This is a genomic window from uncultured Maricaulis sp. (genome assembly GCF_963976135.1).
Taxonomy (GTDB): Bacteria; Pseudomonadota; Alphaproteobacteria; order Caulobacterales; family Maricaulaceae; genus Maricaulis.
The window spans coordinates 1-7,550 of sequence record NZ_CAXBKN010000115.1; the positions used below are offsets into that span (position 1 = coordinate 1).

Consider the following 7,550-nt stretch of genomic DNA (forward strand, 5'->3'; position numbering starts at 1 on the left):
CTCACCGGCCCTGTCGAGGACCAAGGCGAGATCGCCCTCGAGCCCTGGCACTGACGGGCCGGGCACTGACTGGCCGAGCACTGACTGGCCGAGCACTGACTGGGGTGTCGCAAAAGTAACTTTCTGGCCAGAATAAAACCAATACTATCAAGCATCCAGACCGCCCGAAACACGGGGCGGCGTTGTCGAGAAGGCGTATTATGGGCAAGACACTCACCCTGCGAAGCATTCTGGCAGCCGGGCTTGCCTGCCTGATTGGCCTGCCGGCACTGGCCCAGTCGGATGGTGAGCGTCCAGAGGCCGGCCTTCCGACCTCCCAGACGATCGCGATGGAATTGTTCGGCGGGGCCAATAGCGCGCTGCGGACCGGCGATTTCGAGAGCGCCCGGCGCATGCTGGAAGCCGCACTCGACCTCAAGCCCGGCCACCCGGCCATTCTTGGCGGCCTGTACCGCGTCGCGATCCTGGCTGAACGGACGGGCGATGCGTTCGACGTGCTCGAGCGCATGGCCGACGCCGGGCTCGGCTATGAAACCGCAGATGATACCGCGATGCTCGCCGGCGCCGATGCCGGCCGTCTCGCGGCCGTCCAGACCCGTCTGACCCGCAATCTGGCCGCAACCGGTCATGCCGAGCGCGCTGCACGAATCGATCGCCCTGATGCACTGATCGAGGGTGTCGCCGTCGATATCGAGACCGACCGGATTTTCCTTTCCTCGGTCGCCAATCGCGAAATCCTCTTGCTCGAACCCTTCGCGCCCAACGAGCCGCTTGTCTTTGCCGATCGCGAGGACGGGCTCTGGTCCGTGTTCGGCCTGGCCGTCGATGATCGCAGCCGTATGGTTTGGGCAGCCTCCGGTGTGGTGCCGCAAACCCCGCTCGAGGCCGGAGAGGCCACCGGAACAGCGCTGTTTGCCTTCGACATGATGACGGGCGACCTCTATCGCCGCTATGAAATCGAGGGTGCTGAACGGCTTGCCGATTTCGTCGTGCGCGACGGAAGCGTTTATGTCGCCGATGCCGACGCACCACGCATCTATGTCCTCAACTCGCTGTCCGGCCAGCTTGAGCTTCTGGTCGAGGACCCGCGCTTCGTCAGTCTGCAGGGCCTCGCCCTGGCACATGGCGCCCTCTATGCCGCCGATTATGCGATGGGCATATGGCGGATCGATCTGGGCGATCACAGTGTCTCGCAAGTCCGTGCCGGGGATGAAAGCCTGATCGGTATCGATGGTTTCCTCAATACCCGCGAGGGCCGGCTGATCGCCGTGCGCAATGGCGTCACGCCCCACCAGGTGATGGCGATTGATCTCGACGCCACGGGCCATAGCGTCAGCAATATCGATATCGTCCTGCGTGGACATCGCGACATGACGGGCAATACGGAACCAACACTGATCGATCTGGCCGATGGCCGCGGCTGGCTGGTCGCCAATGCCGCCTGGCCGCTCTTTCCCGAGGACGGCTCACCCCCGGACGGACCGCGGCCGGCAACCATTATCCTCGAACTCGATCTGGACTAGGAAGATTATTCTACGGCCTGATTGCGACCGACCCCGGCACGACCGGAACCAGCCCCGAGCTGGGCGGCGCTTGGCGGCCTTCATGCGGCCGGACTAGTCGGTTTCGATCTCAAAAATGGAGGCGCCGCAGGTTTGCTGGATAACGACTTGCGCGGTATCGAGCCGATGGCGGAAACTGGCCGCCTCGGCTTCCGACGCGCCCGATTGCCGCAAGTGCTCACCGATGTCGGCAGCCGTTTCTCCAGCCTCCAGGGCCTCGGCGATGCGGTGCAACTGCCCCGGTTCAAAGCGCGAGCCGGCCTCGCGGGCCAGGCATTGGCAAGCATGATCGTCATAATTGCGCGCCAGGCAAATTCCGGCAATCCGGTCGGCCGGGCCGTCAAGGCTTGCCGCCGATGCCACAGGCACGGCCAGCGCAAGCAGCAGGCAGGCTCCGGCTACCGAAGCCGCACTGAACCTGTTACAAAGCTCTGACATGTCGCGACACACCCCACCGCCTGGAGGCGATGGCCCCGGGCAATCCTCCGCAACCGGCTTGATCAAGCCGGCAGCGGACAGTCATAATCGAAGAGTCCCGATCGGAAAACTGACCAAGGATAGAATTATGAAACGCCTCCTCTGCCTCGCTGCAATTTCCGTGCTCGCCGCCTGCGCCACGCCGACGCCCTACCAGGCGGCCGGCGACAACCATTGGGGCTTCCAGGAAAGCCAGATCGAGGCCAATCGTTTCCGGGTCTCGTTCAGCGGCAATTCGCTGACGGATCGCGAAACCGTCGAGACCTATTTCCTCTACCGCGCGGCCGAACTCACGCTGGAGCGCGGCTATGATCATTTCATTGTCGTGCAACGGGCAACCGATGTGGAGTCCCGGATCATTGGCGCAGGTCGGGATCCTTTCTACCGGCCGGGTTTCGGGCTCCATTACACCTACTTCCATCCGCGCTGGGGCTGGTATGGTGCCGGTGACCCCTTCTGGAATGACAATAATTACCGCGAAATCACGCGCTATGAAGCCAGTGCCGAAATCGTCCTCGGCCACGGCAACAAGCCCGATGACGCCAATGCATTCGACGCCCGCGACGTGATGACCAATCTGGGCCCGCGCATTCAGCGGCCGGAGGCCGGCTGAGCCGCTCAGAAGTTGACTGACAGGCCCAGAAGCACCGCGCGGGGCGCGCCAGGGCGCAATCCGGCCGGCTGGCGCGCAACCGCATAGACTTCATCGGTGAGGTTTCGGACCGAGAGGCGGGCCCGCACCTGCTCGCTGACCGCATACCAGGCGGAGAGGTCAGCGACGGTATGCGCCTCGATGCGCTCGTCTGCCGCGATCGCGCCCTGACCGGCTGTCGTGCGGACTTCATCGACCCAGGACACCGCCAGCTCGCCGCCGAAACGGCCGGCATCGATACCGATAGCGGCAAAGAATTGCTGTTCCGGGATATAGGGCACCAGATCGCCGGCCAGCACCACGCCCCAGGGCTCGTAATCCGAGCTGAACCCGGTCTGGAATTCGGCTTCGGTCCAGGTATAGGCCGCGCGGACCGGCACCGAGACACTCAGTCCCAGCAGCGGACCGAGATCCGCATCGCCGGTCAGCTCGAGGCCGCGGACATCGACCTCGCCACCGTCGAATTGATCGCCAACCGTGCAGCCGCCACCGGTGGAATTGGTGCAGCTGCCGATCAGATTCTCATAGGCATTGAAGAATCCGACTGCTTCAACCTGCCAGGTTTCGCGGCCATAGCGGACGCCAAACTCCCAATTGGTCGCATCCTCGGGCTCTTGCGTTGTCGAACCGGGCGCCGGCGGTGCGAACCCGCGGTGAACACCGGCGAAGACCGACAAATTGGTGTCGAAATCATAGCGCAAGCCCAGCCCGGGAATGAAGGCTTCGACCGTATTGGCGCGACGCGTCAGATTGGCGCCTGTCCGGTCAGGGTCGAGCTTGCCATAGTCCTCGCGCTGCAGTTCGACGCGCTCATAGCGCAGGCCCGGGGTCAGCAGCCAATTGCCGAAGCTGATCTCATCCTGGACGAAGAAGGCCAGGGCGTCGGCGCTTTCGATCCGGTTGGAATCGGAGCCGGGCACATCGACACTGGTCTGCACCATCTGGCCGTCATCCATCCGGAAGCGCTCGACCCATTGATAGCGGTCCATCTCGTCGCGATGCGCGCGGATGCCAACGCGCCAGCTATGATCCGCCCGGGCCAGGGTCATGTCACCGGCAAGCTCGAACTGGACACCCTGCGCCGCATAGTCGCGATTATTGTGTTTGACCCGCAAGGCATCATCGGCGGAGACAAAACCGCTGGCGCCGAGCACGGCATCGAAGGCATCAGCATTGGCGGCCGGATCCTCGAGCAAGCTCGCGATGGAAACGGATCCGGCGGCACCGGCACCATCGGGATCGATACTGTCGAGCTTGAACCAGTCGCGGGAGAATTCGGTCGAATAGGCGACGGCGGAGAAGACCAGCCCGTTTTGCAGCTCACCGCGATAGCGCAGCGAAATCTCGGAATGCTGCGCGTCCATCTCGTCCATCTGGCTGCCGGCATAGCGACGGAAAGGATCGGCGGCGAAATCGGCCCCGGTCAGGCCAAGATAGGTTTCATTGGACAGCTCATCCGAATACTGGCCCTTCAGCTCGAACATGTGGGCGATGCTGCCGGCGTCGAACTCGAAGCGCAATTTGCCGACATAGTCCTCAATCTCATAGCCGGTCGAAGCATTCTCGAAGCCATCAATCGTCTTGAAACCGTCAGCGCTGTCGAGATAGGCCTCGACCAGGCCACCGATGCGAACGCCATCGGCAGACTCCGTCATGCCGCCGGCAAAGCCGTGGCCCCGCAGGATGCCCTCATCACCGGCCCAGAGCCCAAGCTGGCCGGAGAAGACTTCCGGGACCGGCGTTGAGAGCAGGTTGAGCGAACCGCCCTGGGTGCGCGGCCCATAGCGCACGCCCGCCGCGCCCTTGATCACTTCAACGCCTGCCATGCGGCCGGCATGGGGGAAGTAATAGGCTGCAGGCGCGGCATAGGGCGCCGGGGAGATCAGGACGCCGTCTTCCATCAGGGTGATTTTCTCGGAGCGGTCGAGCCCGGTGCCGCGCATGCCGATATTCGGGCGCAGGCCATAGCCATCCTCTTCCTGGATATTCACGCCGGCGACCGTGCGCAGCAGGCGCGTGATGTCGGGATAGTCATGCACGGCGAGATCATCAGCATCGAGCAGGTCTGCCGAGCCGGGGACCGAATTCGGGTCGCCACCGAGCCCGATAATCGTGATCACATCAGCGTGGCTGGCTGCGACCGCCGCTTCCTGCGCCCAGGCGGGCATGGAAATCGCGACCAATGCGGTCGCAGAGAGAAGCGTATGGCGCATGGAAACCCCCGACAGATGCGTCTTGCGAATGAAGCGCAATTACAGGGCAAGCCGGGACATGTCCAGATTTATTGAGAGTGAGTTTCATAGTCTCTCGCAGATGCGCGCAGGAAAAAGGGCCGGGGGATCGCCCCGGCCCAATCCATGCGAAACCGGAGCCGTCGGCTATTTCGGCGGCATGCGCGCGCCGGCATCCAGGCGGACGCATTCAGCATTGATATAGTCATTGGTCACCATGAAGGCGACGAGATCGGCGTATTCGGCCGGGGTGCCGAAACGCTGCGGGAATTGCAGGTGCGAGGCGAGCGAGACTTTCACTTCCGGCGGCATTTGCTGATAGATCGGCGTCTCGAAGAAGCCCGGCAGGATGGTGTTGACGCGAATGCCTTCGCGCGCCAGATCGCGCGCCATCGGCAGGGTCATGCCATAAATCCCGCCCTTGGAGGCTGAATAGGCCACCTGGCCGATCTGGCCGTCCTGGGCTGCGACCGAGGCGGTGTTGATGATCACGCCGCGGCCGGAACCGCCATTGGGATCAATCGACATCATGCCGGCCGCCGATTTGGCAGCGCAGATGAAGGAGCCGACCAGATTGATCGCGATCACCTTGGAGAAAGCGGCAAAACCGTGCGCGGCGATCTCGCCGGTCGAGGAGGAGCGGCGCGCCGTCTTCTCGGCCCAGCCGATACCGGCACAATTGACGAAAACACGTTCCTGGCCGTGGGCCGCACGAGCCTTGGCGAAACCGGCATCAACGCTGGCTTCGTCGGCGACATTGACCTGACAGAATACACCGCCGATTTCCTTCGCGACCATTTCGCCGCGCTCGGCATTCATGTCGAAAATGGCAACCTTGGCACCATCAGCAGCCAGACGGCGGGCCGAGCCCTCGCCAAGACCGGAAGCGCCGCCGGTGACGATGGCAGCAATAGACGCGTCAATTTTCATCGGTTCAATCCTTCGCATGGACGGGCACATTGCCCGTCAAACCCTGTGTTGTGGCGTAACGAAAAGGCGCTGCCTTCGCAAGCGGGGCAGCGCCGGGTTTCAGGGGAATAGTCTGAGGGCGGGCAATTTACCGGATCTTGACCTTGGTCGCCTTGGCAAGGTCGGGCGAACGCGGAACCGTGATCTCCAGGACGCCATTATCGTATTTGGCATCGACCTTGGCGTCCGCCGCATCGGCGGGTAGCGAGAAGGCGCGCTGGAACCGGCCATAACGGCGCTCGCTATGGCGGATATTGTCGCGCGTCTCGTCGCGTTCGCTGCGCTTTTCGCCCGATACGACCAGCATGCCGTCCTGGACGGAAACGTCGATATCGTCCTTGTTCACGCCGGGCAATTCGGCCGTGAAAGTGTAGGCGCTGTCGGATTCGCTGAAATCCATGGCCGGGGCGGCCCAGCCGTTCGCACCGGTGCGGGGCCATTCCAGGCCGGCGAGCGGCGCGCCGCGCCAGACCCGTTGCATCAGATGATCCATGTCCTCCCGCAAGCTCGCCAGAGGATCTGTGCGGCGCACGGCCACGGCTTTTTCCTCGCCCTTCGGGGCAGTCTGCACATCTGTCATGACACTCACTCCCTATAGGTTGAACACGCCGCCTATATACACCCAATTAATTTAGGGTTGAGTGCGGCATTTTTGCGCAAGGGATGGCTTTGCCGCCTTCACCGCCGCCCCGGCCGATGCTAGAGCTGTCGGCAATCTCACACCCTGCCTGGAGAACCCCTGTCATGTCCGGTGCCTATGCTCTCGTACTCCATGGTGGTGCCGGCGTGCTCGCCGATCACGGCTATCCCGATCAGATCGCGCATATGCGCAGGCTCGCCGAACTGGGCAAATCCATGCTCGGATCCGGCGAGAGCGCCCTCGACACCGTCACGGAAATCGTCCGCCAGCTGGAGGCCTCGGGCCTCTATGTGGCCGGCAAGGGGGCCTCACCCAACAAGGCCGGCCGCTATGAGCTCGATGCCGCCATCATGACCGGCATTGATCGCAAGGCCGGTGCTGTGGCGGCGCTGACCGGTTTCGTCAGCCCGGTGCATGCCGCACGCGCCGTCATGGAAACCACCCCGCACGTCATGCTGGCCGGCCGCGGTGCCGATGCCTTCGCCATGCAGCAGGGCCTCGAATGCGTCGACAGTGTGAATGATTACTACACCCCCGCCGCCGCGCCCGACGATCGCGCCATGGCGACCGGAACGGTGGGCTGTGTTGCGCTCGACAAGGCCGGCCATCTCGTCGCTGCGACCTCGACCGGCGGCACGCTGAACAAGATGGAAGGCCGCATCGGCGATTGCCCGGTGATCGGATCGGGAACCTGGGCCGACAGCCAGGTCGCGGTCTCCTGCACCGGCCAGGGCGAGTATTTCCTGCGCACGGCGACCGCGAAGGATGTGGCGGCGCGCATGGCCTATGGCGGGCTGGACCTTGCGGCGGCCTGCCAGGCAGCGATTGATGAGGTAGGGGCACTGGGCGGCGAGGGCGGGCTGATCGCCGTCGACCGGCATGGCCATATCGCCCAGCCCTTCAACTCCCCGGGCATGAAACGCGCGGCCGTGCAGGCCGACGGCATGATCACGGTCGATATCGACTAGCTGTGAACTCTCATAAGGTTGTTCATCGGGATTGAGTCCTTGAGACTGGTT

General features: G+C 63.4%; 7 protein-coding genes. 3 read left to right on the top strand and 4 right to left on the bottom strand.

Translation table 11 applies throughout. The features are described from left to right. Nucleotides 1-200 precede the first annotated feature (200 nt). A complete protein-coding gene (locus tag AAC023_RS12780) occupies nt 201-1,523 on the top strand; it encodes a tetratricopeptide repeat protein (RefSeq protein ID WP_339741581.1) in 1,323 nt (440 codons plus the stop codon). A 93-nt stretch (nt 1,524-1,616) separates the two neighbouring features. On the opposite strand, the gene AAC023_RS12785 is transcribed toward AAC023_RS12780, so the two are convergent. Beyond that, complete coding sequence (locus AAC023_RS12785; protein WP_339741582.1) at nt 1,617-2,000, bottom strand: hypothetical protein; 384 nt, start codon at nt 1,998-2,000, stop codon at nt 1,617-1,619. Nucleotides 2,001-2,127: 127 nt separating this feature from the next. Here AAC023_RS12785 and AAC023_RS12790 point away from each other — a divergent pair, with 127 nt between their 5' ends. Beyond that, the gene (locus AAC023_RS12790) at nt 2,128-2,652 is read left to right on the top strand and encodes a hypothetical protein (RefSeq protein ID WP_339741583.1); all 525 of its coding nucleotides are present in this window, start codon (nt 2,128-2,130) and stop codon (nt 2,650-2,652) included. A 5-nt stretch (nt 2,653-2,657) separates the two neighbouring features. Here AAC023_RS12790 and AAC023_RS12795 read toward each other — a convergent pair whose 3' ends face one another. The 3 genes from AAC023_RS12795 to AAC023_RS12805 all read right to left on the bottom strand — a co-directional run bounded on the left by AAC023_RS12795 (nt 2,658) and on the right by AAC023_RS12805 (nt 6,471). Then, complete coding sequence (locus AAC023_RS12795; RefSeq protein ID WP_339741584.1) at nt 2,658-4,904, bottom strand: TonB-dependent receptor; 2,247 nt, start codon at nt 4,902-4,904, stop codon at nt 2,658-2,660. A gap of 165 nt (nt 4,905-5,069) precedes the next feature. Then, a complete protein-coding gene (locus tag AAC023_RS12800) occupies nt 5,070-5,852 on the bottom strand; it encodes an SDR family NAD(P)-dependent oxidoreductase (RefSeq protein WP_339741585.1) in 783 nt (260 codons plus the stop codon). A gap of 127 nt (nt 5,853-5,979) precedes the next feature. Beyond that, nucleotides 5,980-6,471 (bottom strand): Hsp20/alpha crystallin family protein, encoded by a 492-nt coding sequence (locus tag AAC023_RS12805; RefSeq protein ID WP_339741586.1) that lies wholly within the window; start codon nt 6,469-6,471, stop codon nt 5,980-5,982. Between the two features lie 164 nt (nt 6,472-6,635). On the opposite strand from AAC023_RS12805, the gene AAC023_RS12810 reads away from it, so the two are divergent. Further along, nucleotides 6,636-7,499: an isoaspartyl peptidase/L-asparaginase gene (locus tag AAC023_RS12810; RefSeq protein ID WP_339741587.1), complete on the top strand. Its 864-nt coding sequence runs from the start codon at nt 6,636-6,638 to the stop codon at nt 7,497-7,499. Nucleotides 7,500-7,550 lie beyond the last annotated feature (51 nt).